Origin of the sequence: Providencia sp. PROV073, assembly GCF_033688125.1 — a bacterium.
GTDB lineage: Bacteria > Pseudomonadota > Gammaproteobacteria > Enterobacterales > Enterobacteriaceae > Providencia > Providencia hangzhouensis.
Genome location: NZ_CP096355.1, coordinates 65,823 through 90,712, shown reverse-complemented (window position 1 = coordinate 90,712; position 24,890 = coordinate 65,823). Strand labels below are relative to the sequence as shown.

Below are 24,890 nucleotides of genomic sequence, written 5' to 3'. Positions count from 1 at the left end.
AATCCGCGCGCTGCGAATCCGATGCCGGTGCCGTAGAACATTGGGTCGATATCCGATCACGGTGTCCTAGATGACATGGTCTGCAACAGATGTCGATTAAACTCCTGGCCCAAGCCGAAAGCCTCGTGGACACTGACGATCGCCAATCCTTCCAATCCTTGATGCTTGGAGGCCCAGTCTTCCGCCGTCGGGACAGATGCAAAGAAATGTACATGGCAACAGAAGGACTGACGAACGTCGGCTGCTTCCTGCGGCAATACCAAGGACACCGCCATGCCGGCAGGTTCGACAGCCTGTATCTCGCTGGGTGAAACCGTGAGTGAAACGGGTGCTCCGGTTGCAGCGCAATGCGATGAGACGCGAGCTGTACGGCCGATCAGCGCCGGAAATATCAAGGTGTCCAGCGCGCACCAGGCATACAGACGGCGGTCGTCAATTTCAAAGACATACGAAGTCTCGCGCAAGGTGAGGCCGTAGCCGATGATGTTCCCATCTTTGTCATATTCGGTACTGGTGGCCTGTTCGAGTACGGCGGCCACTCGCTCAGCGGGCCAGTCGAGAATCCCGGCAAGTGTCGTTCGTGAAACCGGACGCCCCTTGGCGAGTTCCCGCAGTAGCGGGACCAAGAGATCCGCAGTACCATTGGTACGATTGACCGAAGTGAGACGTTCTAAAATATATGGGGCGAGCTTCATGGTTCCATCTCCTTTCATCCTGCGCAGCAGGACAATTGTTTGACATCCTTGGTGAAGGTCTGCGCCGCGAGCTTCAGCCCCTCGACCATCGTCAGGTAGGGGAACAACTGGTCGGCCAGTTCCTGCACCGTCATGCGGTTGCGAATGGCGAGAACAGCCGTCTGGATCAATTCGCCGGCTTCCGGGGCGACGACCTGCACGCCGATGAGCCGTCCGCTACCTTCCTCGATGACCAGCTTGATAAAGCCGCGTGTGTCGAAGTTGGCAAGCGCACGCGGCACGTTGTCGAGCGTGAGCGTGCGACTGTCGGTTTCGATCCCGTCGTGATGCGCTTCCGCTTCGCTGTAGCCCACGGTTGCTACTTGCGGATCGGTGAACACCACGGCCGGCATCGCGGTTAGATTGATGGCAGCATCCCCTCCGGTCATGTTGATCGCGGCACGGGTGCCGGCCGCTGCCGCCACATAGACGAATTGTGGCTGGTCCGTGCAGTCGCCGGCCGCGTAAATGTGTGGCGTGCTGGTGCGCATGCCCTTGTCGATGACGATGGCACCCTGCGCATTGACGGTGACTCCCGCCGCGTCGAGTGCCAGGCTGCGCGTGTTCGGTGTCCGTCCGGTAGCGACCAGCAGCTTGTCGGCACGTACTTCACCGTGTCCCGTGGTCAGCACGAATTCGCCGTTCACATGCGCGACCTGGCTGGCTTGCGTGTGTTCCAGTACCTTGATCCCTTCGGCACGGAAGGCCGCTGTGACGGCCTCGCCGATGGACGGGTCGTCGCGGAAGAACAGCGTGTTGCGAGCTAGGATCGTGACCTGGCTGCCCAGCCGGGCGAAGGCTTGCGCCAGTTCCAGCGCGACCACCGACGAGCCGATCACGGCTAGGCGTTCGGGAATGGTGTCGCTGACCAAGGCCTCGGTCGAAGTCCAGTAGGGTGACTCTTTCAGGCCCGGAATCGGCGGCATGGCCGGACTGGCACCCGTGGCGACCAGGCAGCGGTCGAACATCACGACGCGCTCACCACCCTCGTTCAAACTAACGATAAGGCTCTGGTCGTCCTTGAAACGCGCTTCACCGTGCAGAACGGTGATGGCTGAATTGCCGTCCAGGATGCCTTCGTACTTGGCATGACGGAGTTCTTCGACACGGGCCTGCTGCTGGGCCAGCAGCCGCTCGCGCAAGATCGTCGGCGGTGTGGGTGGCATGCCGCCGTCGAATGGGCTTTCCCGGCGCAGATGGGCGATGTGGGCGGCGCGGATCATGATCTTGGACGGCACACAACCGACGTTGACGCAGGTGCCGCCGATGGTGCCGCGCTCAATCAGCGTGACCTGCGCGCCTTGCTCGACGGCCTTCAGTGCTGCCGCCATCGCGGCTCCACCGCTGCCGATCACGGCGACTTGCAACGGGCGCTCGCCGCCGCTGCCCTTGTCGGCGGCACCCATCCAGCCGCGCACCTTGTCGAACAGCCCAGTGCGGTTGTCGGTCGGCGGGGCATCGGCGAGCATCGCTTTGTAGCCCAGGCCAGCCACGGCGGCGGTCAGTGCGTCCGGCGCTGTGCCTGGATCAAGGGCGAGCTGGGCCGCGCCCTTGGCATAGGACACTATGGCAGATTGGACGCCGGGTACTTTTTCCAGCGCTTCCTTGACGTGCGCCGCGCACGAGTCGCAGGTCATGCCGGTGATTTTTAGATGGGTCATGCGACAGATCCTTTTTCGTTTGTGGTAGCAGACAAGGGCGTCAGATGTGCTGCGCTGCCGTTTTCAGTGCCTCACTTCTTGACGCTGGACGGATAGCCCGCGTCTTCGGTGGCCTTGGTCAGCTTCTGCACGCTGGTCTTGGCATCATCGAAGGTGACAACCGCTTCGCGTGTCTCGAAGGTCACGTTAACTTTGCTGACGCCTTCGACCTTGGAAATCGCCTTCTTAACGGTGATCGGACAAGCGGAGCAGGTCATGCCCGGTACGGACAGCGTGACGGTCTGGGTGGCGGCCCACACGGGGGCAACAACGGCAGCGATGGCGAGAGAGGCAAACAGTTTTTTCATGATGAACTCCTGTGATTAATAGAAAAATGGCATGACGTAGGGAAATCCGAGCGCGACCAGAACCAGCGCGGCCACGACCCAGAAAATGAGCTTGTAAGTAGCGCGCACTTGGGGAATCGCACACACATCCCCTGGTTTGCAGGCTTGCGCCGGTCGGTAGATGCGCCGCCAGGCGAAAAACAGCGCCACCAACGCCGCGCCGATGAAGATCGGGCGATAAGGTTCCAACACCGTCAAGTTGCCGATCCAAGCGCCGCTGAACCCCAGGGCGATCAGAACCAGCGGCCCCAGGCAGCAAGCCGAGGCGAGGATGGCGGCTAGCCCGCCAGTGAAGAGCGCCCCGCGCCCGTTTTGAGGTTCAGACATACGCTTGTCCTTTCAAATCTGGATTGGATAGCTTAAGCTTACTTCCGTACCAATGTACGGAGTCAAGCGATATGGAAAAAAATTTGGAGAATCTGACTATTGGCGTTTTCGCCAAGGCGGCCGGGGTCAACGTGGAAACAATCCGGTTCTATCAGCGCAAGGGCTTGTTGCCGGAGCCGGACAAGCCCTATGGCAGCATCCGCCGCTATGGCGAGGCGGATGTGACGCGGGTGCGCTTCGTGAAATCAGCCCAGCGGCTCGGATTCAGCCTCGACGAGATCGCAGAGCTGCTGAGGCTGGATGACGGCACCCACTGCGAGGAAGCCAGCAGCCTGGCCGAGCACAAGCTTCAGGACGTGCGCGAAAAAATGACCGACCTGGCGCGCATGGAAACCGTGCTATCCGAACTTGTGTTCGCCTGCCATGCGCGGCAAGGGAACGTTTCTTGCCCGCTGATTGCTTCGCTGCAAGGGGAGAAAGAGCCGCGTGGTGCCGACGCGGTGTAGCCGAGGGTAGTTACGCCTTAGCGTGCTTTATTTAATGAGATGGTCACTCCCTCCTTCCCAGTACTATGCTGAGGACAGGCTTTCATTCGGAGAACCATCATGGAAAACATTGCGCTTATTGGTATCGATCTGGGTAAGAACTCTTTCCATATTCATTGTCAGGATCATCGTGGGAAGGCCGTTTACCGTAAAAAATTCACCCGACCAAAGCTAATCGAATTTCTGGCGACATGCCCGGCAACAACCATCGCGATGGAAGCCTGTGGCGGTTCTCACTTTATGGCACGCAAGCTGGCAGAGTTAGGGCATTTTCCAAAGCTGATATCACCGCAATTTGTCCGCCCATTCGTTAAAAGCAACAAAAATGACTTCGTTGATGCTGAAGCTATCTGTGAAGCAGCATCACGTCCATCTATGCGTTTCGTGCAGCCCAGAACCGAATCTCAGCAGGCAATGCGAGCTCTGCATCGTGTCCGTGAATCCCTGGTTCAGGATAAGGTGAAAACAACTAATCAGATGCATGCTTTTCTGCTGGAATTTGGTATCAGCGTTCCGCGAGGTGCTGCCGTTATTAGTCGACTGAGTACCCTTCTTGAGGACAGTAGTTTGCCTCTTTATCTCAGCCAGTTACTGCTGAAATTACAACAGCATTATCACTATCTTGTTGAGCAGATTAAAGATCTGGAATCTCAGTTGAAACGAAAGTTGGACGAAGATGAGGTTGGACAGCGCTTGCTGAGTATTCCCTGCGTTGGAACGCTGACTGCCAGTACTATTTCAACTGAGATTGGCGACGGGAAGCAGTACGCCAGCAGCCGTGACTTTGCGGCGGCAACAGGGCTGGTACCCCGACAGTACAGCACGGGAGGTCGGACGACATTGTTAGGGATTAGCAAGCGGGGCAACAAAAAGATCCGAACTTTGTTGGTTCAGTGTGCCAGGGTATTCATACAAAAACTGGAACACCAGTCTGGCAAGTTGGCCGACTGGGTCAGGGAGTTGTTGTGTCGGAAAAGCAACTTTGTCGTCACCTGTGCTCTGGCAAACAAGCTGGCCAGAATAGCCTGGGCACTGACGGCGCGACAGCAAACTTACGAAGCATAAAGGCAGAAATACACCAGTTTAAACAATCATTCATCTGGTTTTGCGAATACTGATATTGATGATACTAACGGCCCACCGGCCTGTTGAGGAACCTGTAAAACGGAAAGGCTCATTGAAGCCGTATATTTTCTGGAGGTTCATCAGGCGCGGAACTCATCGAGGCGCGGGAATAAAATCCCATTCAGACGCCGGATAGATTCAAGCAAGCCAACTTGTCGTCAAAATCGGTGTTGCAAAAACGGGAGTGACCATAGATTCCGTTTTCTGAGACGACCCCTTTGTGTGGGACAAAGCCCTTCCGGCTGCGGAAAAGCCTTGTTACGCGGTCACGCTGATTCATCCAGGGAAGGATTCGATAGTGACTCCACCGAAGGTGCCAAGGATTTCCGATGCCGCTTTATCAGATCGAGTTTTGCGTTGTTCTGAGGCGTCAAAGTTACGAAGCAATTTGAGCTGAACATCCTTGTCCTGGAGCACGATCAGGGGCATTGGCGCGGTAACGGTTTTGAGTACCCCTGCGGCCATGACGTTTGCCACCGGTTGAACCTTTACTTCCCTTCGCTCCCGGAGATAAGGCTCCGGGGTGCTGGCGATCTTCTGGATAAGCTGCTCCAGGGGAAGTTGATAGTCTGGCCCAGATCGCTCCAGCTCCTCTCTGATGCGTTGCAAAAGCTCCTCTTTTACGGGCTTCTTCAAGGAGTCCTTCCGTTGCCAGGTGAAGCGGATAGAGTCGATGTCGCCATTGGTATAGCACCGAATTTGTCTGTAAAGGTGGAGAGTCATGACACCAGGGCAGTCCGCTCGAAGTGCTTCAAACCTCTCTTGCCTGGTGGGGTACGTCGAGATAATGAACTCCTCGATACCAGCTTTGGCCGCGTTGATGCGTTCAACCGTCGCCGCAATTTCGTCAGCTACACCAATCCTGGAAGGGGAGAACCAGAGTACCCCCACGGTGCGCCTGGCAGACTTCTGCGAATAGTCTGGGTTGATGTGAAGATCTCTGTAGCTGTGCGCTGCCAGCTCAAGAGCTTCGCGCCCAGTTTGTTCAGTTACGACAATCTTGTTGACGGGCTCGTTCTCCATTCCTTTTCTGGTAGGAGGGATGGCCGCAACTTTTGCGTACCGTGGCGGTAGTCGTTTGATAAGAGAGGACAGGTTCGTTAAGTCGCGGCACATGGCCGAGAATTGTTCTGATATGAAGTTTTTAGCCATGTTGCCGCCTATGTGTGGGTTTGTTCTAACAGTTCATTGGTTACATAGTAGACAGATTTAGACCATCATGCAACGAGGGGGAGGGGCAAGAATACGCCTCCGCTTCGCGTCGGCGGGTGCCCTGTTTGACCTTCGTGTGTGAGATAAGATTGAGAAAGAGAGAGAAAAAGAGAGAAAGAAGAAAAGCGCGGGGCAAGCCAGAAACGTGGCTGAGTGGGACTGCTTGGGTGGGGCTGGCACCCTCTATACCCCACTTTGCATGATGGTCTAACTTTGTGGTTATAGGACGACTTTTAGGGTGCCTAGATTTGCTCGATTAGGACAAATTTCGGTCCATCCACGCTGATTGGCGTAGCAGCGCGATGGCATCAGAAGGGGTAACTTTCCATGCGTTGGAAAGCTGGCGAACTGCGAAGACTGCGAGCTCCATTCGGTCGTCATCATTGATGAAATTCTGGAGCTGGTTTCCTCGCTCACTAAGGATGATCGCAACACCGGCCTTGCCGTTGTTGTAAACCGCAAAGCTCTTATTCTTCGCGTCGCCGTGATAGGAACCCTCAGCCTTGCTACGCAAACCAAAGAGAACGCTGCAAAACGCCGTCAGTTCGCCGCGAGTGAGCTGCACCGTGATCTTGCTTTTCCAGTCTGGGCTGGACCCCGATGCCCTGATCGGCGCAATCTCGATGCTGACCGTAGGATATTCACCTCTGGTTAGCGTGTGTTGCACATTCAGGCCGGTGCGTTTCGCGGGGTCCTTCTGCCAGTCTGAGAAAAATTTGAGGCTTTCGCCGTAGGATTGTTCTGTCATTCCAAATTACCTTTGCTTTGAAGCTCCTGGAGCTGGACCACGAGGTCACGTTGGACTTTAGCTATCTCTGTCACCAAGTCGGCGGTGGCAATAGCGTCGGTCGCTGCTGAATGGGCTCGACCTTTCCAGCTCACACCTGCCTCGCAGGTGGCATCCGCAAGTGAGATTGTGCCGTGCCGGTTGGTTGAGCCAAAGGCATCAGCCGCCAGCTTCATCGCGCACAGACAGTTCTGCTCTTGCCACCAAGAGAGTTGGTCTCCAAATGCACTGGCTGTTTGCCTCAACATCCTACTGTCGAAACTGGAGTTAAATATCACCAGATGACGGCCCGACAAAAGCCTGGCGAGAGCTGGCGCAACTTGAGTCCACGTAGGCTCATTCGACAGCTCAGTCTCGGTGATGCCATGAACACCCATTGCCTGAGGGTCAATTTCCACGGTTGGCCGTAATCTGGTGCAGAGGAGAACCGCGCCTCTGATGTCAGTCACAGCCAGCTCGATCACCTGGTCTCTTTCACCAAGTCCGGTCGTCTCGGTATCGAGAACCAGAGGTTCCAGAGCGACCCACCTTTGTGCCATGACAGAGGCCTTTGCCAGGTTGCTACGCATTCTTGCCTTGACCGAAAGGATGGATTGCGCCCTTATTTGCTTTTGTGATGCCGGTGAACAACCCCTTCTCCGCATTGGTTGGCAATCTGCTATCCGGTACACTCCAAATTGGCCTCCATACCCGTTTTTGTAGAACGAAACTGGCTCTACTCCTGGCTTAGGCTTCATCCGAAATTCGTCCCTGAGCCGTCCTTTTGAAAAGCACCTATCGGCTTTCATGGCTTCGGCTCTGGCAAGTTCGAGTTCATCATCATTCATGCTGTTAATCCGCTATATCGAGGCGTTGGCTCGCTCTCTTCAAGCGCTCATCGCCTCGTCTGTCATATTTCTGGGTAGTTGCAATGCTTGAGTGGCCCATTGCGTCCTTCACGGTCACAATATCCTCACCGTTATCCAGCATCGAGGAGGCAAAGGTGCGTCGCAGGTCATGGGGCGCAAACATCTCCAGACCGGCTTCAACTCTTCTGGTCTCCAAGATGTGGTAGATGGCCTGATCCGACATCCGCTCTCCAGTCACATCATCAAACCGCCTGATCCTCGGGAATAAAGGCCCTTCATGCGTTCCTCGAACCTCTTCAACCCACTTATCCAGTCTTTTCCATGCGCCACCAGGCACATACGCCATTCTCTCTTTGTTGCCCTTGCCAAGAACCTTGAGAGCGCGGTCCTTGTAGATCATGCTTCCCATGTCCAGCGCAACGATTTCCGATCGGCGCAAGCCACACCCGAGGAGCACCCCGAGAATGGCCGCATCCCGAAGCCCTTTGGCGCTTGAATCACTTTCACATGTGAAAAAGAGGCTGCGAATCTCATGGCGTTCAAGTGCTCGCCCTTTAGGAAGTCGAGATCCACGTACTGAACGGACTTGCTTAATGTGCTGGAAGCTATCCGTATCAATTTGCTTCATCGTCCAGGCTTCAAGAGCCACCCCTTTGAGCGCTGACAGGTAGGTGTTGATCGTTGCCGGAGCCTTCCCTGCATCCCCCAGCATTTCCAGCACCGCCAATATGTGGTGCCGCCTCATTGAGCTCCATGCACAGTCACGAAGGTTCTGAAACCCGATCATCTTGGCGACAATGTTGAGGAATGAGCTCATGGTCTGCCTGCTTCGCTTTGACCCGAGGCTCACCAGATAGGCGACGGCGGGGTTGTCCTGGATGTTCCGGAGCGAGCTCGATGACGGCAATAGCTCACCGCGAATGCTTTGTTCTGCCGGAACATTTACTTTCGCATGTGAAACTAGCTCTTCCTTGTCATTGTTTGTGTCGTGCAAAGTCACCTCCTAAGCCCGACCGCAACGAGAAGAAAATCCCATATTTTGAGGTGAAGAGGTAGTTCCTCCTCCATATGTTGCGTTTCGTAGCTTTGTATCAGTGGTTCAAACTTGGTTGGATTGCACAGCAATTCGTAAACTGTTCGGTTGGGCTTGGTGATCGGCTTATTCGGAGTGAATCCATGTTTGTTCTGGAGGTGCAGCGCTACCGCGCCACTTCTGGATTCTCCGTAATAGCAATGAACGAAGATCTGATCGATACCGCTACCAACCAATCCATCCAGGAAGGTGGACAGCTTTTCAGCCTGGGATGAGTCAATGTAAGAGGCGTAATTCATCCGGAACGCTGCCTTCATCGTGTGGATGGTGTTCTCAGAATAGCCGCCGTCATAGAAGCTATCGCGGTACAACTGCCCCCACTGTCCGAGAGCGGCAGGGGACTTGTCTGGGTCAGTTATGGAGATCATGGCCGCACCGGGAACCGGCTCCAGTCTTTCGGCCTCCGCTTGACTAATGAAAAAGACTTTTTTGCTAAGCATGTCCCATCATCCCCTTACAAGGATGTGTTGCGAGCAGCTCACGCGCCTGACTTTGCCCCTCTTGAGTGTCTACAGGAGCGGTCGTATACACACCTCCATGCCGCAAGTCCACAATACTGGTCCGACAGCAAGAACCTACGTTCTGAACTTTATTGTCCGAATCCAAACCAGCAAAAGTATGGCACGGTCCAGGGAATGGTTTCCTGCAAATAGAGCAGCGCTCAAAGTTCTTATCGAGGATTCTCTTTAAAACTTTCTCAAATTTGTTTTTGTTTAACATCGAGTTCTCCACACAAAGTTACTGGCCGAGCATCCCAGCCAAGGTGGTCTGCTGGCCTTCGCTACAAGGTGCAAATCCGGCAAAAGCACCGGCATTAACCTTGAGCTCATCAAAGCGTCCATCGGTGTCCCGGTAGTACACCTTACGTTTTCCAATTCCACCTTCGAGGTTTGCGGCCAACCAGGCGATCACTGCATCAGCATCGTTCGTAACTGATGCTCCCTGATCCAGATCGATAAGTACCAGGTGGGTGTCCGTCTGGAGTGCCACTTCAAAGGTCGCTCTTACATCAAAAATCACTGGTCGCGCTCCTTGTAAAAAGTGGGCATTCAGCACCACCTATCCTATTCCAAAAACTCTACTTTTTCAAAGATACATTTTAATAAGTAGAACAACAACAGGGGAATTCAAAACTATTTACCGTAATTATCATAATTACGGTAATACGATACTTTTACAGATTTAGATGGAATGGTATAAGATGTCTCGCTGGAACATACTTGCTGAAAAAACGCTTAACAACGATAGTGAACACATCATGTGCAGGTGCGAGAAATAATATGTATAAGAGCCTTGAAGATCTGATGGCCGGTATTTACGAGATGGCCGCGCCAGACGGCGTAATCTATAACGAAGTTTCCAAGTTCCTTGCGGCCAATCAGGTTAAGACAGAAGAAATAAACTCAGGAATTTGGTTTTTTCTTTGGCTTAAATCAGCCCCCAAAAAAGCAAAACCCATTCAAAAGAAGATCCCGGGGTTTGGTGTTGTTCTTAATATTCCGACGCATGGCGGAATGCTCAATGAAGCGATTACTAGCCTAATTGAAAAGGAATGCCGACAAATACAACTGGCTGAGGAACATGAAAGCCTTGAGGAATGGGTAGAGTCAGTGTTAACCAGTAGGGAAGACGATGAGGAAAATGAGGCTGCGGCCAGTATTGTTGATCTTCTTAATGGATGTCACGACCTACTGGACACAGCTATAATCAATTACCTTTTCAAGGTGGGTAAAATCAATGAGCAAGAGATTTTGTCGCTGATCTATTATGGAGAGCTGTGTGACCACTCTCTTGTCGGTACGCCTTTTTCAACGTTACATATCCCGAGTGAAAATAACGTCCACGAACGTAACATCATCCCCATTAAAAAAGGAGCCAGTTAGGCTCCATTTTATTATTCAAGGCTTGCTCTGCGAAACCACCTCGTCCCACGTATGCAAAACCTTTGATAGGTGCTGATGCTTTCTGGTGAAGTCTTTATCATCCAAGAGTGCTTTAAATGGCGCGTTCAGGTCACTGCATGTGACGTTCTTGCCGATCACAGACAGGGTATCCTGGAGTGATCCACCAGCAGCATCAAGCCCCATTCTATCGACGGTCTCACTACTCACCATTGCCTGGACAACATTGGTGAATGCCTTTGAGTTGAGCTGCTCAACGCTCAGGGCTGTATTGCATTTCTGCTCAACCGCTTGCTTGTACTGGATGGTGTACTTTGCAGTGATAGGTGACATGGTGTTCATCGCAAGTATGTATGCGTCCACCTCACTGGTCGGTAATGTCGCGGCGTAGACTGACGAGCATGATGCGGCTGCGGCCATTATCAAAGCTATTACCTTCTTATTCTTCATTTCTCTGAAATTCCCCTTTTAAAATATGGAGCTACAACTCATTTGTACCAATCATAATACTATTGATTTCCAAAAGTATCTCTCTCTACTGACTCTATGATGGCTCGCCTTCCAAACACTTGGCCGCTGACGTCGGTCAGTGCCTTCGGGGTGCCCAGGTGATAGACGTGGACTTGGTAGGGCTGTCCTGATTGAAAAACGCCAGAGATGGATCCGTAAATTTGAACAACTCCTATAAGTGATATTCTGCTCCTCAAATGATGTTATAAACATCAATATATGGAGTATTTTATGGCACGTAGACCAAAAAGAAATCATTCAAATGATTTTAAAGCTAAGGTAGCACTTGCTGCGATTAAAGCAGAAAAAACACTTGCTGAATTGAGTGCTGAATTTGATGTTCATCAAAACCAAATTATTGACTGGAAAAATCAATTGATCTCAGCTTCCTCGCAAGCTTTCGATCAATCAAAAGCTCCATCAGAACCCCCCATTGATCTTAAAAAGTTACATGCAAAAATCGGTGAGCAGGCATTAGAAATTGATTTTTTAGAAGGTGTGTTGAAGAAACTGGGCCGCTTCAACCACAAAAGTTAATCGACGACTCACTTCAGATTTCAGTATCTAAGCAAGCTAAGCTGCTGAAAGTCTCCCGTGGTTGTTATTATTATCGCCCAAAACCTGTTAGCTCATCAGATCTGAAGCTGATGCGATGTATTGATGAATTACATATGCAATATCCTTTTGCAGGCAGTCGTATGATGCGTGATTTGTTGAATCGTCAAGGGCATCATATAGGACGACGTCATACACGTACTTTAATGAAGAAAATGGGTATTCAGGCGTTATATTGCAAACCAAATTTAAGCCAGGCTAATCAAGCTCACCGTAAATATCCATATCTGCTCAAAGGGTTGGCTATTCAGCGCAGTAATCAAGTGTGGTCTACGGATATAACGTATATCCCTATGGCAAAAGGCTTTGTTTATTTATGTGCTGTGATTGATTGGCATAGCCGCAAGGTACTTGCGCATAGGGTATCGATTAGTATGGAGGTGGATTTTTGTATTTCGGTTTTAAATGAAGCGATTGAAAAATATGGATCACCTGAAATATTGAATACAGACCAAGGCAGTCAGTTCACCAGTGATGCATTTATTGATGTATTGAAATCAAATGGCATTCAAATCAGTATGGATGGTAAAGGTCGATGGGTAGATAATGTGATGGTTGAACGATTATGGCGGAGCGTTAAATATGAAGAGGTGTATCTCAAAGCTTATAGCAGTGTCACAGATGCGAAAAAGCAATTAAGTGCATATTTTGAGTTTTATAATTTGAAACGACCTCATTCGAGTCTAGACAAAATGACACCAAATGATTTTTACTATGATCAGCTACCCCAACAAAACAAGGTGGCTTAACTAGAGCGGAATATCACTTATAAATACGCTTTTAGTTGTTCAAACAAGTGGGACCACCTCTGATATTATAATTAACAGCAGAATTATCGATAAAATCAAATAAGTATTGATATTATTAAAGCTCTTAAGATAATTTAACATTCGTCATTTCCCATAAGAATTTAATAAAATACTATATGGTTGACGGATAGATAAAAGACTAGGAAAAGAAAAGCAGACAAAAAAATACCATCGATAATAAAATTGGTTAAAAATGTTGCACGATGAAATTTAAATAAACTTGTAAAGCTAATAAATTAACAATTTTATATTCAAAAAAACTTAAATCACAAGTTAAGCTAATAAACAGCTTTAGCTATTTTAAATAAGTTCATTTTAAAAACCAAAATTTAGATTTATTGGCTATATAAAACTTTAAATCAGTAGTTCCACTAACTTTTTTCACTTATTTATTTAAAAATTAGCAACTTAAAAATACAGCTAAGTATTTTTAGATATTGCTTGGAGTTAATTCAATTCATCAAGTTTTAAAAAATAATTCCTTTTGTCAGGCATATCGTTTTTTAAATGCTTTAAAAATATTTTAGCAGTTTCCTCAGATACATCCTCTCTTAGGCAACGTTCAACAAAAGATATATCTACAAATTCATCTGCTAATCCAGCACGACCAAGATCTAAAAAGTAAATTTCACCAGATTTATCTATAAAAATATTACTATCCGTGATATCGCCATGAGAAAAAACCAATCTTTCTTCAACACGAGTCTCATTTAACTCATTCCAAAGACTTAGGTAAGTTTTATGGTCTCCCCATAATTCAGCCTCAAAATCATCTTGATCTATCTCGTCAAGGAGTTGGTTATCAATAAAAAATTTTGACTCTTTTAACCGATGATCAATGCTTGAAATAAATGGGCAATCAAAAATAGCAACTGCATTTAACTGATTGAGTGTTTCCTTATAGATAGAAAGCAATTCTTGCTCTGTTAAAAAAAGCGCTGAAATTGGTTTTGCATTGATCGCTTTAGTGATCATGAATTCAAACTGCTCATCCTGAAAAGTCATGATGAGTTCAGGCACCTTTAATTTATCAGAGAGCCAACTCATCATTTTCGCTTCACGAGAGACACTGTATGTGGTCTCTGTATATAAAGTGCTAGATCGCTTAAGAAAAAAAGTTTCATTATTTCGATTAAAAGAATAAACATCCGATGGCGACTGACCAATTTTATTTGGCTCTAAAACGCTGTTTCCAATAAATTGTTGAATAATATTAGGCAATTCCATCAAGTTTTCCTTTTATTCAGCATTAAAAACCTCGCAAATGCGAGGCCTAGTAAATAGATGATCTTAATTAGGTTCACTGTAGCAAAAATATGGCTTATTGTCTATAGAGGGTCAATGCATCAAACTTTTGTCATTACCTCTCAATTGCATAAATAGCGCTAGGCTTAAGGAAAATGGGTTGCTGTATTTCTCTGTCTCAAATCTCAAGAATAAGCTAGAGCAGAATATTAGACAGCAGCAAGACCTCAGGATGCAGACAAATCGCGGAGTAGTTGCTCCAAATCCTGTTCGCCCACTTTTGTTTGAGCACCTGCCTGCAAGCCGCCACGAATGAGTTTTTCAGCAGCCGGACGCGCAAACAGACCAGCCCATGCCTTGTGCTCTCGAAGGAAGTCTTCACTTAAATCCGTTGGTGGGATTGCTTTCTTTGCAGCGGCGATGACCCCTTCAGGTAAAGCTGCAATATTTGTGGCGATGCGATGAACAAAAGCGTCTAACTCATTTGCCGGAAGCGCACGATTTACCCAACCATATCGTTCGGCTAGCAAAGCGTCAATAAGGTCAGCACCAAGAATTACCTCTAATGCACGCCCCCGTGTCATACGCTGTGAAAGATATTGAGTACCACCACCGCCAGGAATAATCCCCATCAATGCCTCACATTGGGCGAGACCAGCGCGCCCAATAGCAGCAAATGCCATGTCCACTGCTGCCACAAATTCAGCACCGCCACCACGCGCCAAGCCTTCGAGCTTAACAATTGTCACTTGCGGCTGTGCCTGAATCATCTCTCCCAAAGCCTGAAATGGATTCAATCCATTAGGTACATCTTTTGCGAACTGGTCAAAAGCGTTTGGCTCATCAATTAAGGTCATGTCTACATGAGCGATGAAAAACTCAGGATCGGCGCTTTGGAACACGATTACACGTGTTTGTGGGTCATCACGTACCTGAGTGAGAAAAGCTCGAATATCACTCATCAATGCAACATCCAATACATTAACTGGTGGATTGTTAATGCTGACAGTCGCCACGCCTTGATCATGCTCAATGTGAAGTGTGGAATAAGTTGGAATGGTCATCATATACCCTTGATTTTAGCTGTGTGCAATCATGGTATCTTATGTATACTTAGTGTCAATTACGCACCTTAAGCATCCTAAGTATCTTGGAGCATACCTATGAACCCTGATCACGATCCAATCTACCGTGCCGACTGCCCAAGCCGTGCCATTCTCGATCAAATCGCAGATAAATGGTCAATGCTGGTTTTGATGGTGTTACATGAACCACGCCGCTTCAACGCCATCAAACGGCGTCTTGATGGTATTACCCAACGTGTATTGACACAGACACTTCGCAAGTTAGAACGCAATGGTATGGTGACACGCACCGTTATAGATGGGAAAACGCTAGGGGTGGAATATGCCTTGACGCCACTTGGTCAATCACTCAAATTGCCTTTTAACGCGCTCTACGACTGGACCGTCGAGAATATGGATACCATTCAGGTGTGCCAATCTCACTATGACCAATCTGATGATATTATTCGCACAGCTACCACCCAGCAATCAGGCATAACACTGAAATAACGTGTGTAGTCGCTAGCTAAAAATATGAGAACTTGGCTTGCTCGTCCAAAATCTGATGAATATGGAAAAGATTATTTAGGTTTTAAAACTACCACCTGTTTTGCTTACTTAATTTTGTTCCACTTTCATCTATACAATAAAAACCACCGCAAAGGTGGTTCATATCTTGAATTTGATGTGGTTCTAGGATTTTAGACCACGTCTATAAGTGATAATCTACTCCCCAATAAGCATGGGAAATGCTTGTTTTTGGAGTCAACCATGACACGAAGAAAACGTCGTAATCATTCAGCAGAGTTTAAAGTTAAAGTTGCTCTCGCAGCAATTAAAGGCGACCACACACTCGCTGAACTTTCTACTCAATTCGATTTACATCAAAACCAAATCATCGATTGGAAAAATCAACTGCTTGAGCAATCAATCAATATTTTTTCACGACCAACAGCACAACAAGAACCTGAGATTGACCTCAAAGCTTTACATGCCAAGATAGGACATCAGGCATTGCAAATTGATTTTTTAGAAGGTGCGCTCAGAAAAATAGGGCAGCTGAGCGGCAAAAAATGATCGATAAGACCCATCAACTTTCGGTACGACAACAATCGCAATTGATTCAAATCAATCGCAGTACGTTGTATTACAAGCCCAAAGAGATTTCATCAACTGATTTGAGTTTGATGCGTCTAATCGATGAAATTCATCTCGACTACCCATTTATGGGCAGTCGAATGATACGAGATATGCTACAGCGTCAAGGGCATCAAATAGGTCGGCGTAAAGTCCGACGTTTAATGCGCTTGATGGGAATACATGCTTTGTATCCAAAACCCAATACCAGTAAGCCTAATCTTGCACACCGTATTTTCCCATATCTGTTGAAAAACATGGTCATCGATCACTCTAATCAAGTCTGGTGTACAGATATCACGTACATTCCTATGGCTAAAGGCTTTGTCTATCTGTGTGCAATTATAGATTGGCATAGTCGTAAAGTACTGGCTCATCGAGTATCGATCAGTATGGAAACAGACTTTTGCATAGATGCGTTGCAAGAAGCAATTGTGAAATATGGTTGTCCAGAGGTATTTAATACAGACCAAGGCAGTCAATTCACAAGCGAGGCATTTTTGAATGAGTTAAAATTGCGAAATATCCGTATCAGTATGGATGGGAAAGGACGATGGATGGATAATGTAATGATTGAGCGTTTATGGCGCAGTGTGAAGCATGAGGAAGTCTATTTGAAGGCTTACGATACGGTTAAACAAGCAAAACAATCAATTGCTGAATATTTGGATTTTTATAACACGATACGTCCTCATTCAAGCTTGAATAAGGCAACACCAAATGAATTTTATGATCGACATTTACCAAAAGTAATGGCAGCATAATTTAAATATTTAGAGCGGATTTATCACTTATAAAACTAGATTGAGTGGTCTAATTAACGGAACCACATCAGCCCAAGGGTGTTCCATCGAGCCAGATATACTCCGCCAGCACGTCTCCAGTGGCCGCGTCTAGTCATAGCCCCACCTCAAAGCACATGAATGTCGTCAATTGAAATTACAAAGTTCCCAGAGTCGCCCTTTCGCACATCAGCGGATAGCGTTAAGTCACTTTCATATCCATCTTAGGGTATGAATACGTGATTTGGAGAGGTTGTGTATTCAGAACAAATGAGAAGCAGGTTAAGACTCACCAAACAGGTTACTCATTTCGCTCAAACACCGTGACAAGAACACGTTTTTGGTTGTCGTCGTTGATTACCATCAGGTACTTGAACTTGGAATCTCTATGGCCCCAGACTTCCACATTATCTACGCGGCCATACTTTCTGGCTTTATGGCGAGCCACTTTCTCGTCAAAGGGCTGAACCTGTAACTCTGGATGCTGGAGGCGGCCAACAAGTGAGGCCCACGGTTTTTTAGGATCTCCAGAGGTTATCCGGGCCTGATACTGATCGATGGCATGTTGAGTAACCAGGACGGGGCCAATGGCCGGTGTAGATATTTCGTCATGGGTCTGGGTATAGGCTTGCTTGTCCACATCGAGGAGCTCAATGTTGCCCTCTCCCGGCTCATCCATAAACTCCATGCTCTGCGAGACTTCAATAGTAGCGCCCTTTAAACGCCCAGTGAGGCAAGCCGCAAACTTGAAAGCAAAAGCCTTGGTGGATTTGCCCAGCGCCAGCTTCTTGATCGCACCTTTGGATACCACCAGCTTGTAACCAGCACCAGCACCTGGCTCTCTGCAAAAAACCTGTTTGTCCAGCGCCAGATAGCGAATTGCTACGAGCTCAGCCAAAAGATCCGCTTCTTCGTGGTCAAAATCAATATGGACATCAAGGATGCCTTTCCGTTTTGTACCAACGCGCCAGAATACAAGGGCTGAATTATTTGAAGTTTTCTTCGAGACGGTAGTCAATGTCATCATGGTCTATTTCTCCATTGTCGGGATAATGGTCGGCATCGCCGCCAGCAACCCTATTCGTTTGGGTTCATTTAGATGCTATCACGGGTTTTAGAAATGCAACCCCTCGTGTCACTCTATTTATGGTCCCATGTATTTTTATAAGCTCGGGCTAGGCGATTCTCGATCACTTCTGACAAACTGCAACCATCGACTTCTGACAACCGCTTCAAGATCCTGTGAGCGTTATCGCTTATAGTTATGCTTTTACCAACACCATATCCCCTTCTGCGACGTTGCCTAATAGATGTCCCGAGCTTATTAATTTGCTCTGCTGTCAGATATTTATTAATCCATTCGGTAAGTTCTGAGGGTGAACGTCCTATGCTATTCAGACTATTGACAGCTTCAAGTTTCTTATCGAATGGAACGTCACGCCAAAACGCTGGACGTGAAGCGGCTCTGAGGAGGTAGATTGACGTCGAATGAGCGTCTTCATTGGATACTTTCAAAAAATCACCTTTTCCGTTACATGTCACACTTACCTTATCGTGACATGTAACACCTCAAACTTCAAGTATAAAAAAAGGCCAGCTATTGCTGGCCTTTTCGTTCATTTTCGCAGTTATTCTTTAGGCATTGTGATGCTTTTTTTCTTTCTGTTTCTCATGGTAGAGATACAGACTGCCGCCAGTGACGACAGTGAAAAATAAAAGCAACCCTAACATACCTAATGTGAAAGCGTCCATTTGACCCCCTTAGGAATTGCTGACCTTGGTTAAGATTATACCATAGATCCACAGTATAACCCCAACAAACAACACTAAACCGGCTTCTTTGACGGTAATAGTGTCCCCAGATACAGCCAATCCTATAATACCAACACCGATGGCTGTTACGGCGACCTTACGCAGGTCTTCACCGATAGCTCCCAGAGTCTTCTTGTCAGGAGAGAAAAGACGCACAAACCACGTCTTAATACGCAAAAACTTTTTCATAATTACCTCCACAGTTGAAGAGGAGGCGAATCATGCCCGAGAGGGCATGAACACCCCCTCAGGGTTAAAGTTTTAAGCAGACAAAGCCGATGGCGGCTTTGCCTTGTTCATTTTCATTGAGTTAATGATCTTAGTCGCTTCGTCAGCAAAAGGACCAGTAACTTGGATGGACTCCCTTCTTGCGAAAGAAGCCGTCACCATCATTCTCTGGCAGTGCATCAGATTACGATACCGAGACCGCATAAGCTCAATGTAAGCCGCAGAGTCACCCTCCCACCCCTCAGGGGGTGAGAAGGAGCACACTTCGTCGTTACCAGGCGTGGTATCAACCTTTGAGACATCAATGACGGGCATACTCATCTCTCCTTCTCGCAATAAAATCGCGCAGGTAGCGAGCATTTGGAAAGCCGAGGCTTCCCTGACTCATCAGGACATCGTTCCAGTCAATCCCTTTCGCTCTGGGCGGGATAGGGAGCTTAGGCAGCAGGATGTACACACGAATGCCGCGCTTCTCCAGCTTGGCTTTCAGCACATTCGCTGACTTCTCACCAGTCACAGACTTATCTTTGTCAGCCCAGATCAGTACGGTGTGAACACCTTCCGGAACCTCGAAGGACTCCATCAGGGTCGCATTGACCGTTGACCAAACCGGGATTTGAGTGACTCGATAAGCGGATAGAGCTGTTTCCAACCCTTCTGCAACACCCAGGATACCCTCAGTCGGTTCACCAAGGCGGATGGCCGCACCATTGACATCCAAACCTTCCGGAATGGGCATCATTTTCTTGGCGTTGCCGACCTTAGCTTTCTTACCGTTTGGGGTGAGATAGGTGCGGTGGAGCGTTACCAGATTGCCTTCCACATCTCGGATAGCGCAGACTATAGCCGGGAACTTCCCAACTTCATTGCCATCTTCGTCGTAGTAGGCCATAGCCGGATTGAACCGCAGACAGTCTGTTTTTTCTACTTCATCGACCTTGAACAGAAGCTCACGGTTTTTGAAGTACAGACGCATTGGCTCAGTCACATGACTGGAGAACGGTAAACACTCGTTCCATGCCTTCTCGATTTTCTCACGGAGACGAGCACTGTAAGCGCGTTCGCGCTCCATTCTCTTCTCCATTTCCTCTTGGAGCTCAAGCAGCCAAGGCTTAGGTTGTTCACGAAACATCGGAACAACTTTCGGCTTATTTTCGCTGCTTTGCTCTTCCGGTTGTGTGGCCGCAGGTTGTACTTGCGGTGCCGGAGCTTCTACCGTGCGGTTGACCACAGGGGCCGACTCTACATGGTGACTCACCGGCTCAACACCACCGTTCGAGCGAGCGCGGAACTGCGTTACCGTAGCGCCGCGACGTTCCACCAGCCAGGAGTTGCGATGCGTTTGCATAGGTTGTTCTCTCACAACATTCCCCTGCTCGTCCTTAACTTCAACGACGACAGTTACAGGCTCGCGCCCGAGGTTTGTCATGACGATCTCATCCCCATACTTGGCTTCACTTTCACCAATGGCTCTTTCAAGATCCACGCCCCAGATGGTGCGTTCCAAACCGCTCTTGTCACGGATGAAGGCAAAGTAGCTGAGCTCGTTGTCTTCGTTATGCTCATAAGGAGCTTTACCGTGGGCAATCAGAGTACCGGCAATGGATTTTTTACGATTCTTGGAATCGAGAACCTTGTTATTCACCTTCATAGGCTCTTGCTGAACAGGCGCTTTGGCCTGGACAGGAGCTCGTGTCGGTGCAGCGGCTTGTTGATACTGGGGTTGCTCTTTCTCAACGCCTAGATAATCACCAACCTCGCTCAGGCACTGTTTAAAGTCCCAGTTATTGAGCCACATCAGCAGCTCAAAACCATCATGATTGGCACCGCATGTATTGCATACGCCGCCACCAGTCAGGTGGGCATCCTTGAACAGTCGGAAGCCATCTTTCCCGCCGTGGATAGGACAAGAAACATGACGACCAGGTTTACGGAGAGCTGGTTCAAGATGGGGCGCTAGGGCCGCCAGGATGAATAGCCAGTTTCCGTTTGCAGCTTCACGAACGGTGTCAGCTTTGTAGTAAGACATAGGTTTTCTCCTTAGCGTGAACCCCAGCATCGAGGCTTCCTTAAACCCCCGTCGCCAGGGTTTTAAGGAAACCCCGACACCGGGAGAATGTGCCAAGGAGGCTCCCCAGCCGGGGAGAACTCCCCGGCGAGGGGTTTAAAAAGGTCGCCCCCGAAACGGAGGCGAATTTTGTGAATATCACAAGCACAAATGAGTGCCCTCTTCCGAGGCCATCATGATTGTGACATCTGCGGTTACAGGATCTGACTTAATCACAACCTCAGTGGGTTTGAAAAAGCCATCTACAGTGGGCATGGGGTAATAAAGACGAATCTTTCCCCAATTCTTGTTGTCGGTAAAAGCGACCTTTGTTTGAGCAACACAAAGCTGCAAAAACATAAAAAGGAAGTCTTCTACCGAGTGCTTACCATCTGCACCAAATACTCCATCGACAATTGCCGGGGTCACTGCCACATTGGTCAGGAAACCAGCTTGTTTACCGATGGAAGATTGGTCCACCAGCAGACCATCATTGATGGCTTGTTGACGGATTTGGGCGAGGTCCAATTTAGCTACTTGGTTCATAAGGTGTACTCCAAAGTTAATGGGTACACCTACCCCGTGCGGGGAAGTGTACCCGCATGGGTTATTGAAAGGTCACGGCCAAAGCCGAGCTTTAAGGTTCCGAGTTTTACGCTGGCTGAATGCGCCAAAGAACGGTCGGAGGAAACGAGTCAGCGACACGCTTCACATTCGCGTAAAGAGTGTCCGTAAAGACACGCTCTAAGCGACGACCACCTTGACGATAAACCAACTTAAAGTCTTGGAATTTGTTCATGGATACCTCCAGAAATAACGGGAGGTATCTCCAGCAGGAGATAGACTCCCGCAGGGATTAATAAATTAACGTTAATTTGCTGTTTGTTTTTGGCGACCAGCTATCGCACTTTTCGCTCTCCGAAGAGAACAAAATCTGCTTACTGATGGTATTCACCATGAGTAAGAAGACTTGGGAAGTAAAGCAGGGGTTTCCCCCTGCCTTGTTATGCCGCTTTGAGGTGGCGAGAGAAAAAGTCCCTGGTTTGCTGGATAGCGCCCCGGAGAAGTTCTCGTCTGTAGCCAGCGTAGCTCTTGTCATCACTGGCAACGGTCAAGCCGTGCAGACTCTCTTCACCCAGGACAATCTCGTTTTCACGAGAGAGTACCTCAACACGTAGGCCAAGCACTCGCTCTTTCCCTTCCAGGATAGAACAAATTGTTTGGTCTCTTACTTCGTCATCCCAGTGGCCCATATCGAAATCCCGCTCAGGGAGTTCAGTCACACGCACCAGGTAGTTTTCAGTGGTCCGTTCCCAAACCACCTCTTCTTCGCATGGAGATGCCTCTATCAGCGAGTATCCGTCGGATTCGAGCTTCTTGGAAATGCTTTTCACATCATCCGCCAGCTCCAACACAAAACGATCCCAGATGTCTTGCCAACGCTCGATCATATCCTGGTTAATCGCTTCAATGCCGGTTCCTAGCATGGTGTCATCATCAGGGAAGATCCCTGTAAAGTCCACGTTGTCGTCGATGTTCATGCAGTTCCAGTGGCTGTAGTGATGCCCATAACTGTTCCGGGTAATGGACAAGTCACAGGAACCATACTCACGGAGGACAAAAAGCATATTCTCAATGTCTTTCTGTGCCATCAGGTTCTTCACGCGACTGACAGCATCTACTTGGCCGAGCTCAGTGCTGAATAGGCGCTTCATGAGTGCTTTTACGTCATCAACGCCCAAGTCTCCATAGAATGCCATTCCATCGCCCTGGCAGTACCCGAGACTGTACTCAATTTTCAGATCATCCGGGTATCCGCACTTAACCAGTTCGTTTTGAAAATGCTGTTTAATCATTGGTATCTCCTTAGTTTCAGAGGGAGACACCACCCCCGCAGGGACTAATGTCCCCCGTGGGGTTAATATTTGGGTTTAAGAAGCCTTGCGGCTTAATTCAGCATCGAATCGAGGTCCTTTGATAACCGCAGTTTTCATAACCTCGAAGTTTCTTGGGTAACGCAGCTTTGAAACTGCGCCAACACGGATGTCGGCAGCCTCACTTGGAGATACAAGCCTAAACCCTTCGCTAGTTTCAGCGTAGAACCAACCGGCGTAACGCTCATAGGCATACTGCTGGTATTGTTCAGTCGCTATGTTCTTCTGGATCGCCTCATTTAACGCCTCAACAACACTGTCATCTTTCGTGATGATGTTGAAAACATGAGAGACCGTAAGAAAGTTCCCAAAGAAACAAGCTGCTCCCAGCCAAGGCTGGAATATCTTATCATTGCGCCCCGTCTTAATCAGGGGTTCAAACGGATAAGAACGGTAGCAGTGATACTGCTCAAACATTGGATCAAGAACGTTGTTGCCGAGAACATCCAGCAAAGTCTGAATGTTATCCGGGTCTTGGCCTGCCCACTTACTCCCGTTGCTGAGAATCAGTGTCTTGCCGTCAGTACGTTCCAGAGCTTGTTCAAAGTTAGACATAGTGCATTCCTTATAGTTAGGACGCACCACACCCTCTCGGGATGATGCGCCCGAGTGAGGGTTAACTTATTAAGACAGATTTTGATTGGCGAACTGTTGCAACTCAAATAGAGCTTCTATCACACAATCGTAGCCATCAATCTCAGACGACAAATCAATACCTAGTTCACTTAAATCGGAGAGTAATTCAGTATCTTCGGCCAAATGCCTTTGAATTTCCCCTAACTTACATGCCAGTGTATTAACCTGCTCTTTTGATAAGGATTTTAGTGATGCTTTCATAGCATTTCACCAAAAAGGTCATCTTTGATGGCAGAAAAATCGACTGGAGACTGGTCCCCATAGGTTCGATTCACGCCACCAGCATCATCGACACTGACAAAAACCGTGCGGAGTAAACCGCTGGGCTTTGCAGGGTAAACGATGCTGACATGCTGACCTTTGTACTGTTCAGACAAAGTGCTTTGAAGCTCATCAACCGAACGGAATTTCCGGTCGCGGCCAAAGTCCTTAATCTTGATGTCGCCAGGTTGTAGGTTAGTCATCGTTACCCCCTGACAGCAGTTTATCTACTGAATGGCCGAGTCCGTTACCAAACCATTTATCCAGAGCGTCGATTTCCGGAAAGTCCAATTTCACCTGAGCAACAACACGTTCCATTTTGCTGAGAGCATCTTGGAACTCAAGGCCATTACCTGCGGCCACCTCAAGTTTGCACTTGATGTAAGCGGAGTAGGTATCACAGGCCTTAACCAGTGATTGTTCATAGCCACCGGGAGCGAAGGCTATGGCGACTGCATCCTGGAGTTCTTTGGGAAGAGTCTGGATGAGTTTGTCCTCTGCGGCCTTTTCCAGTCGTTCAAACTCACGCTGCAAAACAGCGTTTGCTTTCTTGACCGGTGTTACAACATCCGAACAGAGAACCTCGGCTGCATCATGCAACGAAGCATGAGCAAGCATGACTGCCAGATCCACCGACTTGCCTTGCTGAATGGCAATATTGCCCGCCAGGTAGGAAAGCAGGGTAACAACAGCGCTGTGTTCCAACACAGACTCCGGTTGAACAGAGTGCATCAGTGACCAGCGTTTGATCAGGCGTTGGCGCAAGGCCAGAGCTAAAAAGCCGAAATTTGAATTAGACATAGTGCCTCCAAAATTGGTTGGAGGTACACCAAAGCCGACCGGGCCTTGGTGTACCCGGTTGGGTTACTTAGTTATCTCGGGTCAAGCTGCTTTGCTATAGCGAGTAAAAACGGATGGAATGGATGATCTTGCGGGACACACCCAACAAGCTCACGGGCTAAACCGACTGAGTTTGTAGCCAACACCTCTTTGACGGCCAGAATGATTTCATGGTCGATTTCATCCTGGGTCTTTCGCTGTTGGTCCACCAGCCGACTTAACTTGTCTAGGCTCATGCTTCTCTCCTTTGTTTGTGGGAGAGAACCCAGGAGGGGTTGCCTCCCGAGGGGTTAGGTTATTGCTGTTTTGGGCCAGCTACCGTTATAGCCAGCAAGCGCTGACAATGAGCAA

At 48.7% G+C, this 24,890-nt stretch carries 33 protein-coding genes and 1 pseudogene; 6 read left to right on the top strand and 28 right to left on the bottom strand.

Going from position 1 to position 24,890, the window contains the following annotated elements; all coding sequences use genetic code 11:
- Positions 1–56: 56 nt before the first annotated feature.
- The 4 genes from merB to M1F17_RS21765 all read right to left on the bottom strand — a co-directional run bounded on the left by merB (position 57) and on the right by M1F17_RS21765 (position 3,108).
- Positions 57–695 carry an organomercurial lyase MerB gene (gene merB, locus M1F17_RS21780; RefSeq protein ID WP_000761850.1) on the bottom strand — a complete coding sequence of 213 codons (639 nt, stop codon included), beginning with the start codon at positions 693–695 and terminating at the stop codon, positions 57–59.
- Positions 696–709: 14 nt separating this feature from the next.
- Positions 710–2,395: a mercury(II) reductase gene (gene merA, locus M1F17_RS21775; protein ID WP_000149288.1), complete on the bottom strand. Its 1,686-nt coding sequence runs from the start codon at positions 2,393–2,395 to the stop codon at positions 710–712.
- Between the two features lie 71 nt (positions 2,396–2,466).
- Positions 2,467–2,742, bottom strand: a complete 276-nt coding sequence (gene merP / locus M1F17_RS21770) for a mercury resistance system periplasmic binding protein MerP (protein WP_000732290.1) — start codon at positions 2,740–2,742, stop codon at positions 2,467–2,469.
- Between the two features lie 15 nt (positions 2,743–2,757).
- On the bottom strand, positions 2,758–3,108 hold the full coding sequence (locus tag M1F17_RS21765; protein ID WP_001294666.1) for a mercuric transport protein MerT: 351 nt from the start codon (positions 3,106–3,108) through the stop codon (positions 2,758–2,760).
- Between the two features lie 71 nt (positions 3,109–3,179).
- Between M1F17_RS21765 and M1F17_RS21760 the strand changes: the two genes are divergently transcribed.
- Positions 3,180–3,614 carry a mercury resistance transcriptional regulator MerR gene (locus M1F17_RS21760; RefSeq protein WP_000414383.1) on the top strand — a complete coding sequence of 145 codons (435 nt, stop codon included), beginning with the start codon at positions 3,180–3,182 and terminating at the stop codon, positions 3,612–3,614.
- Between the two features lie 99 nt (positions 3,615–3,713).
- Positions 3,714–4,718 carry an IS110-like element IS5075 family transposase gene (locus M1F17_RS21755; RefSeq protein WP_000427614.1) on the top strand — a complete coding sequence of 335 codons (1,005 nt, stop codon included), beginning with the start codon at positions 3,714–3,716 and terminating at the stop codon, positions 4,716–4,718.
- 336 nt (positions 4,719–5,054) lie between these two features.
- Here the strand turns inward: M1F17_RS21755 and M1F17_RS21750 are convergent, their stop codons facing one another.
- From M1F17_RS21750 to M1F17_RS21725, 6 genes are all read right to left on the bottom strand, one after another.
- Entirely contained in the window at positions 5,055–5,930 is an 876-nt protein-coding gene (locus tag M1F17_RS21750) for a DNA replication terminus site-binding protein (protein ID WP_080783713.1), read from the bottom strand.
- 316 nt (positions 5,931–6,246) lie between these two features.
- Positions 6,247–6,738 carry a hypothetical protein gene (locus tag M1F17_RS21745; RefSeq protein WP_000139717.1) on the bottom strand — a complete coding sequence of 164 codons (492 nt, stop codon included), beginning with the start codon at positions 6,736–6,738 and terminating at the stop codon, positions 6,247–6,249.
- Positions 6,735–7,604: a 3'-5' exonuclease gene (locus tag M1F17_RS21740; RefSeq protein WP_080783714.1), complete on the bottom strand. Its 870-nt coding sequence runs from the start codon at positions 7,602–7,604 to the stop codon at positions 6,735–6,737. The genes M1F17_RS21745 and M1F17_RS21740 overlap by 4 nt, the downstream gene beginning before the upstream one ends.
- Before the next feature lie 4 nt (positions 7,605–7,608).
- On the bottom strand, positions 7,609–8,619 hold the full coding sequence (locus M1F17_RS21735; protein ID WP_000543934.1) for a tyrosine-type recombinase/integrase: 1,011 nt from the start codon (positions 8,617–8,619) through the stop codon (positions 7,609–7,611).
- Between the two features lie 2 nt (positions 8,620–8,621).
- Positions 8,622–9,158, bottom strand: coding sequence for a hypothetical protein (locus M1F17_RS21730; protein WP_080783715.1), 537 nt, complete (start codon positions 9,156–9,158; stop codon positions 8,622–8,624).
- A gap of 298 nt (positions 9,159–9,456) precedes the next feature.
- Positions 9,457–9,738 (bottom strand): hypothetical protein, encoded by a 282-nt coding sequence (locus tag M1F17_RS21725; protein ID WP_000575657.1) that lies wholly within the window; start codon positions 9,736–9,738, stop codon positions 9,457–9,459.
- Between the two features lie 260 nt (positions 9,739–9,998).
- On the opposite strand from M1F17_RS21725, the gene M1F17_RS21720 reads away from it, so the two are divergent.
- Complete coding sequence (locus M1F17_RS21720; RefSeq protein WP_163440239.1) at positions 9,999–10,601, top strand: hypothetical protein; 603 nt, start codon at positions 9,999–10,001, stop codon at positions 10,599–10,601.
- Positions 10,602–10,616: 15 nt separating this feature from the next.
- Here M1F17_RS21720 and M1F17_RS21715 read toward each other — a convergent pair whose 3' ends face one another.
- Entirely contained in the window at positions 10,617–11,069 is a 453-nt protein-coding gene (locus M1F17_RS21715; protein ID WP_162923918.1) for a hypothetical protein, read from the bottom strand.
- Between the two features lie 99 nt (positions 11,070–11,168).
- A pseudogene (locus M1F17_RS22605) lies at positions 11,169–11,263 on the bottom strand (RHS domain-containing protein); the annotation flags it as partial.
- A gap of 85 nt (positions 11,264–11,348) precedes the next feature.
- Here M1F17_RS22605 and M1F17_RS21710 point away from each other — a divergent pair.
- Positions 11,349–12,493, top strand: a protein-coding gene (locus M1F17_RS21710; RefSeq protein WP_318837457.1) for an IS3 family transposase whose coding sequence is annotated in 2 segments (ribosomal slippage) — positions 11,349–11,613 and positions 11,613–12,493 — 1,146 coding nt in all. Because the reading frame shifts where the segments join, the coding sequence is not laid out codon by codon here.
- 507 nt (positions 12,494–13,000) lie between these two features.
- On the opposite strand, the gene M1F17_RS21705 is transcribed toward M1F17_RS21710, so the two are convergent.
- Positions 13,001–13,780, bottom strand: a complete 780-nt coding sequence (locus tag M1F17_RS21705; protein WP_109018074.1) for an APH(3')-VI family aminoglycoside O-phosphotransferase — start codon at positions 13,778–13,780, stop codon at positions 13,001–13,003.
- Between the two features lie 245 nt (positions 13,781–14,025).
- Positions 14,026–14,862: an enoyl-CoA hydratase/isomerase family protein gene (locus M1F17_RS21700; protein ID WP_056511438.1), complete on the bottom strand. Its 837-nt coding sequence runs from the start codon at positions 14,860–14,862 to the stop codon at positions 14,026–14,028.
- Between the two features lie 99 nt (positions 14,863–14,961).
- Between M1F17_RS21700 and M1F17_RS21695 the strand changes: the two genes are divergently transcribed.
- Both M1F17_RS21695 and M1F17_RS21690 read left to right on the top strand, forming a co-directional pair.
- Positions 14,962–15,372, top strand: a complete 411-nt coding sequence (locus M1F17_RS21695; RefSeq protein ID WP_105712538.1) for a winged helix-turn-helix transcriptional regulator — start codon at positions 14,962–14,964, stop codon at positions 15,370–15,372.
- A gap of 261 nt (positions 15,373–15,633) precedes the next feature.
- Positions 15,634–16,763 (top strand): IS3 family transposase gene (locus M1F17_RS21690; protein ID WP_318837456.1). Its coding sequence is split into 2 segments (ribosomal slippage): positions 15,634–15,886 and positions 15,886–16,763, totalling 1,131 coding nucleotides; the frame shifts between segments, so codons are not numbered across the junction.
- Positions 16,764–17,082: 319 nt separating this feature from the next.
- On the opposite strand, the gene M1F17_RS21685 is transcribed toward M1F17_RS21690, so the two are convergent.
- The 14 genes from M1F17_RS21685 to M1F17_RS21620 all read right to left on the bottom strand — a co-directional run bounded on the left by M1F17_RS21685 (position 17,083) and on the right by M1F17_RS21620 (position 24,775).
- Positions 17,083–17,808, bottom strand: coding sequence for a hypothetical protein (locus tag M1F17_RS21685; RefSeq protein WP_000988731.1), 726 nt, complete (start codon positions 17,806–17,808; stop codon positions 17,083–17,085).
- Between the two features lie 113 nt (positions 17,809–17,921).
- On the bottom strand, positions 17,922–18,296 hold the full coding sequence (locus M1F17_RS21680; RefSeq protein ID WP_163440186.1) for a hypothetical protein: 375 nt from the start codon (positions 18,294–18,296) through the stop codon (positions 17,922–17,924).
- A 120-nt stretch (positions 18,297–18,416) separates the two neighbouring features.
- Positions 18,417–18,533, bottom strand: coding sequence for a hypothetical protein (locus M1F17_RS21675; RefSeq protein WP_013141592.1), 117 nt, complete (start codon positions 18,531–18,533; stop codon positions 18,417–18,419).
- A gap of 9 nt (positions 18,534–18,542) precedes the next feature.
- Entirely contained in the window at positions 18,543–18,782 is a 240-nt protein-coding gene (locus tag M1F17_RS21670) for a permease (protein WP_318837455.1), read from the bottom strand.
- A gap of 72 nt (positions 18,783–18,854) precedes the next feature.
- On the bottom strand, positions 18,855–19,136 hold the full coding sequence (locus M1F17_RS21665; RefSeq protein WP_071681612.1) for a hypothetical protein: 282 nt from the start codon (positions 19,134–19,136) through the stop codon (positions 18,855–18,857).
- Positions 19,123–20,850: a toprim domain-containing protein gene (locus tag M1F17_RS21660; RefSeq protein ID WP_163440188.1), complete on the bottom strand. Its 1,728-nt coding sequence runs from the start codon at positions 20,848–20,850 to the stop codon at positions 19,123–19,125. Before M1F17_RS21660 ends, M1F17_RS21665 begins: the two co-directional genes overlap by 14 nt.
- A gap of 177 nt (positions 20,851–21,027) precedes the next feature.
- On the bottom strand, positions 21,028–21,414 hold the full coding sequence (locus M1F17_RS21655; RefSeq protein ID WP_001077337.1) for a hypothetical protein: 387 nt from the start codon (positions 21,412–21,414) through the stop codon (positions 21,028–21,030).
- Between the two features lie 106 nt (positions 21,415–21,520).
- Entirely contained in the window at positions 21,521–21,667 is a 147-nt protein-coding gene (locus tag M1F17_RS21650) for a hypothetical protein (protein WP_001032043.1), read from the bottom strand.
- Positions 21,668–21,872: 205 nt separating this feature from the next.
- Positions 21,873–22,724 (bottom strand): NgrC, encoded by an 852-nt coding sequence (locus M1F17_RS21645; RefSeq protein WP_275146239.1) that lies wholly within the window; start codon positions 22,722–22,724, stop codon positions 21,873–21,875.
- Positions 22,725–22,799: 75 nt separating this feature from the next.
- On the bottom strand, positions 22,800–23,357 hold the full coding sequence (locus M1F17_RS21640; protein WP_275146238.1) for a pyruvate dehydrogenase: 558 nt from the start codon (positions 23,355–23,357) through the stop codon (positions 22,800–22,802).
- A gap of 69 nt (positions 23,358–23,426) precedes the next feature.
- On the bottom strand, positions 23,427–23,639 hold the full coding sequence (locus M1F17_RS21635) for a hypothetical protein (RefSeq protein WP_013141585.1): 213 nt from the start codon (positions 23,637–23,639) through the stop codon (positions 23,427–23,429).
- Positions 23,636–23,902, bottom strand: coding sequence for a hypothetical protein (locus M1F17_RS21630; RefSeq protein WP_275146237.1), 267 nt, complete (start codon positions 23,900–23,902; stop codon positions 23,636–23,638). Before M1F17_RS21630 ends, M1F17_RS21635 begins: the two co-directional genes overlap by 4 nt.
- Positions 23,895–24,500 carry a 5'-deoxynucleotidase gene (gene yfbR, locus M1F17_RS21625; RefSeq protein ID WP_275146236.1) on the bottom strand — a complete coding sequence of 202 codons (606 nt, stop codon included), beginning with the start codon at positions 24,498–24,500 and terminating at the stop codon, positions 23,895–23,897. Before yfbR ends, M1F17_RS21630 begins: the two co-directional genes overlap by 8 nt.
- Before the next feature lie 71 nt (positions 24,501–24,571).
- A complete protein-coding gene (locus M1F17_RS21620; protein ID WP_223370754.1) occupies positions 24,572–24,775 on the bottom strand; it encodes a hypothetical protein in 204 nt (67 codons plus the stop codon).
- Positions 24,776–24,890 lie beyond the last annotated feature (115 nt).

Bases quoted from the DNA above. Each gene is read 5' to 3' on its own strand.
- M1F17_RS21720 (WP_163440239.1), top strand. From the start codon at position 9,999: ATGTATAAGAGCCTTGAAGATCTGATGGCCGGTATTTACGAGATGGCC.
- M1F17_RS21630 (WP_275146237.1), bottom strand. From the start codon at position 23,902: ATGACTAACCTACAACCTGGCGACATCAAGATTAAGGACTTTGGCCGC.
- M1F17_RS21750 (WP_080783713.1), bottom strand. From the start codon at position 5,930: ATGGCTAAAAACTTCATATCAGAACAATTCTCGGCCATGTGCCGCGAC.
- M1F17_RS21700 (WP_056511438.1), bottom strand. From the start codon at position 14,862: ATGACCATTCCAACTTATTCCACACTTCACATTGAGCATGATCAAGGC.
- M1F17_RS21655 (WP_001077337.1), bottom strand. From the start codon at position 21,414: ATGAACCAAGTAGCTAAATTGGACCTCGCCCAAATCCGTCAACAAGCC.
- merP (WP_000732290.1), bottom strand. From the start codon at position 2,742: ATGAAAAAACTGTTTGCCTCTCTCGCCATCGCTGCCGTTGTTGCCCCC.
- M1F17_RS21645 (WP_275146239.1), bottom strand. From the start codon at position 22,724: ATGATTAAACAGCATTTTCAAAACGAACTGGTTAAGTGCGGATACCCG.
- M1F17_RS21665 (WP_071681612.1), bottom strand. From the start codon at position 19,136: ATGCCCGTCATTGATGTCTCAAAGGTTGATACCACGCCTGGTAACGAC.
- merA (WP_000149288.1), bottom strand. From the start codon at position 2,395: ATGACCCATCTAAAAATCACCGGCATGACCTGCGACTCGTGCGCGGCG.
- M1F17_RS21705 (WP_109018074.1), bottom strand. From the start codon at position 13,780: ATGGAATTGCCTAATATTATTCAACAATTTATTGGAAACAGCGTTTTA.
- M1F17_RS21650 (WP_001032043.1), bottom strand. From the start codon at position 21,667: ATGAACAAATTCCAAGACTTTAAGTTGGTTTATCGTCAAGGTGGTCGT.
- M1F17_RS21675 (WP_013141592.1), bottom strand. From the start codon at position 18,533: ATGGACGCTTTCACATTAGGTATGTTAGGGTTGCTTTTATTTTTCACT.
- M1F17_RS21715 (WP_162923918.1), bottom strand. From the start codon at position 11,069: ATGAAGAATAAGAAGGTAATAGCTTTGATAATGGCCGCAGCCGCATCA.
- M1F17_RS21760 (WP_000414383.1), top strand. From the start codon at position 3,180: ATGGAAAAAAATTTGGAGAATCTGACTATTGGCGTTTTCGCCAAGGCG.
- M1F17_RS21670 (WP_318837455.1), bottom strand. From the start codon at position 18,782: ATGAAAAAGTTTTTGCGTATTAAGACGTGGTTTGTGCGTCTTTTCTCT.
- M1F17_RS21620 (WP_223370754.1), bottom strand. From the start codon at position 24,775: ATGAGCCTAGACAAGTTAAGTCGGCTGGTGGACCAACAGCGAAAGACC.
- merB (WP_000761850.1), bottom strand. From the start codon at position 695: ATGAAGCTCGCCCCATATATTTTAGAACGTCTCACTTCGGTCAATCGT.
- M1F17_RS21660 (WP_163440188.1), bottom strand. From the start codon at position 20,850: ATGTCTTACTACAAAGCTGACACCGTTCGTGAAGCTGCAAACGGAAAC.
- M1F17_RS21745 (WP_000139717.1), bottom strand. From the start codon at position 6,738: ATGACAGAACAATCCTACGGCGAAAGCCTCAAATTTTTCTCAGACTGG.
- M1F17_RS21635 (WP_013141585.1), bottom strand. From the start codon at position 23,639: ATGAAAGCATCACTAAAATCCTTATCAAAAGAGCAGGTTAATACACTG.
- M1F17_RS21740 (WP_080783714.1), bottom strand. From the start codon at position 7,604: ATGAATGATGATGAACTCGAACTTGCCAGAGCCGAAGCCATGAAAGCC.
- M1F17_RS21640 (WP_275146238.1), bottom strand. From the start codon at position 23,357: ATGTCTAACTTTGAACAAGCTCTGGAACGTACTGACGGCAAGACACTG.
- M1F17_RS21765 (WP_001294666.1), bottom strand. From the start codon at position 3,108: ATGTCTGAACCTCAAAACGGGCGCGGGGCGCTCTTCACTGGCGGGCTA.
- M1F17_RS21685 (WP_000988731.1), bottom strand. From the start codon at position 17,808: ATGATGACATTGACTACCGTCTCGAAGAAAACTTCAAATAATTCAGCC.
- yfbR (WP_275146236.1), bottom strand. From the start codon at position 24,500: ATGTCTAATTCAAATTTCGGCTTTTTAGCTCTGGCCTTGCGCCAACGC.
- M1F17_RS21730 (WP_080783715.1), bottom strand. From the start codon at position 9,158: ATGCTTAGCAAAAAAGTCTTTTTCATTAGTCAAGCGGAGGCCGAAAGA.
- M1F17_RS21755 (WP_000427614.1), top strand. From the start codon at position 3,714: ATGGAAAACATTGCGCTTATTGGTATCGATCTGGGTAAGAACTCTTTC.
- M1F17_RS21695 (WP_105712538.1), top strand. From the start codon at position 14,962: ATGAACCCTGATCACGATCCAATCTACCGTGCCGACTGCCCAAGCCGT.